Raw genomic sequence first — 2,138 nt, forward strand, 5'->3', positions numbered from 1 at the left:
GCCGAACTGAGCGCCGCAGGCTGGAAAGTGTTGTTAGTGTGGGAATGTGCCTTGCGGGGCAAAACCCGGCTGGAAGAAGAAGCGATGACCAGCCGGCTGGAAGAGTGGATTTGTGCTGGGAAGGGCAATGGAGAGATTGATTTCCAGGGCATCCGGCAAATTTAAGGGCTGCTGGAAACGGCAGCCCTTAGTCTTAGCTAAAATCAGTGCTTAACGTCACTTCCCGCCACCTCTCAACATCGTGCCTGAATGCGGCCTGCATCTGTTCACTCCTTTTCAACGCATCGCTGCCTAAAAGCAGATGTAATGGCGGCTGCGTTACGTTTGTTACCGCAATCAGCGCCTCGGCGGCCCGTTCAGGATCTCCCAACTGGTTACCGGCAAAGTCATCCAGTTTTGCCACCACCGCACCGGCGGTTTCGGCATAGTCAGCAACTTTTGCAGGACTTCTGCGCAGTGAGTGATCGGACAGGAAGTCAGTGCGGAAGGCTCCCGGCTCTACCAGCGTGACATGAATCCCCAGCGGTGCTACTTCCTGAGCCAATCCTTTCGACATCCCCTCAACCGCAAATTTCGAGGCTGAATACATCCCTGAACCGGGGTTCGGCGCAATCCCTGCAATGGAGGTAATATTGATGATGTGCCCACTGCGCTGTTGGCGAAGATGCGGCAAGGCAGCCTGGGTAACCCGGCGCGTGCCGTGGAAGTTGACGTCAAACAGCTGGGCCACTTCTTCTTCTGTCGCTTCCTCGACGGAGCCCAGCAGACCGTAACCTGCATTGTTGACCAGCACATCAATTTTACCGGTGAGGTTGAAGGCTTGATCGACAGCCGATTTAATCGCCGCGGCCTCGGTTACATCGAGTGAGATCCAGTGAAAATTTGGGGAGTCAGTAGCAAAGGCGGGAGCTTTGTCGCGGGTGGTGCCAATGACAGTATCGCCACGTGCCAGAACCGCTATGGCCAGCGCTTCGCCGAGGCCACGAGAGACGCCAGTAATAAACCAGGTTTTTGCTGAGGACATTTTCTTTCTCCGTTTAGTCGATAACGAAGAGCAGTTTGCCAGAGATAACTGTGTTGATAATCTGCCGTTAAGCGCATGCGTTAGGTGGGTTTCAGGGTAGTATTGGCCGCGCGGAAAAATTCACTGAAGGCTTTAATGGTGGGAGAAGCCACGCTTTGCTGCGGGTAGTACAGATAGAAACCATCGAAAGGATGGCTGAATTCTTCGAGTAACAGCTCAAGCTCGCCGCTGGCGACGTATTCAGCAACCCGATCATAAAGCCAGAATCCAATTCCCATTCCTTGCAGGGCGGCATTCAGGCCCATCCGACGGTCGGAGACAATCAACGGGCCCTGGACCGCTACGGCAACCCAGCGCTGGTCCTGCCACATTTCCCAATTATACAGGCGTTGGCTGGCCGGATAACGCCAGTTAATGCACTGATGCTGTTGCAGGTCTGACAGGGTTTTCGGCCTGCCGTTGCGGGCCAGATACTCAGGTGAGGCAAAAGCCACCTCCCGCAGTTCTCCCCCTAACGGATGCGCGATCATATCATTCGCCAGCAACTCCCCGAGGCGGATACCAATGTCATAGCCATGGCTGACAATATCAATGGCGCTGTCATCCACGGTCAGCTCCAGCACGATATCCGGCCAGCGGTGATGAAAAGCGGCAAGATGAGGCTGGAGATAAAGTTCAGCGCCAATACGTGAAGTATGAACTCGCAGCATTCCGGCCACTTTTCCACTTTGTGAGGCCGTATCGCTGACCGCTTCTTCCATGGCCTGCATGGCGGGTTTCAGCCTGGCGAGTAAGGCTGCACCTGGTTCGGTCAACGACAAGCTGCGAGTGGTTCGGTTAAGCAAACGAACCCCAAGGCGATTCTCCAACTGGCGGAGGATCTGGCTCAGGGTGGAGGGTTTCATACCCAGCTGAACAGAAGCCCGGGTAAAACTGCCTTGTTCGACAATAGTGATAAACGCCTTCAGTTCGCTGTAATCGCTGCCTCGCATTCTTGTTACTCGCCCAGCACACAAGGTTTAACGGTGGGTTTGGCCGGGAACAGGTATTTACCCAGCGTCACCAGCACCACCGCCAGCACAATGATGGCCAGCGCCAGCCACTCTCTGGAAGT

The 2,138-nt window shown here is 55.0% G+C and carries 2 protein-coding genes and 2 pseudogenes; 1 reads left to right on the plus strand and 3 read right to left on the minus strand.

Annotated elements, in window-relative coordinates:
- Positions 1 to 165, plus strand: a pseudogene (locus tag WCC56_RS14435) (very short patch repair endonuclease); the annotation flags it as partial.
- 28 nt (positions 166 to 193) lie between these two features.
- Here WCC56_RS14435 and WCC56_RS14440 read toward each other — a convergent pair.
- The 3 genes and pseudogenes from WCC56_RS14440 to WCC56_RS14450 form a co-directional block, all read right to left on the minus strand.
- Entirely contained in the window at positions 194 to 1,024 is an 831-nt protein-coding gene (locus tag WCC56_RS14440) for an oxidoreductase (RefSeq protein ID WP_424693047.1), read from the minus strand.
- 80 nt (positions 1,025 to 1,104) lie between these two features.
- Positions 1,105 to 2,016 carry a LysR family transcriptional regulator gene (locus WCC56_RS14445; RefSeq protein ID WP_424693048.1) on the minus strand — a complete coding sequence of 304 codons (912 nt, stop codon included), beginning with the start codon at positions 2,014 to 2,016 and terminating at the stop codon, positions 1,105 to 1,107.
- A 5-nt stretch (positions 2,017 to 2,021) separates the two neighbouring features.
- Positions 2,022 to 2,138, minus strand: a pseudogene (locus tag WCC56_RS14450) (EamA family transporter); the annotation flags it as partial.

The organism is Erwinia sp., from assembly GCF_049696395.1.
Classification (GTDB): Bacteria; Pseudomonadota; Gammaproteobacteria; order Enterobacterales; family Enterobacteriaceae; genus Erwinia.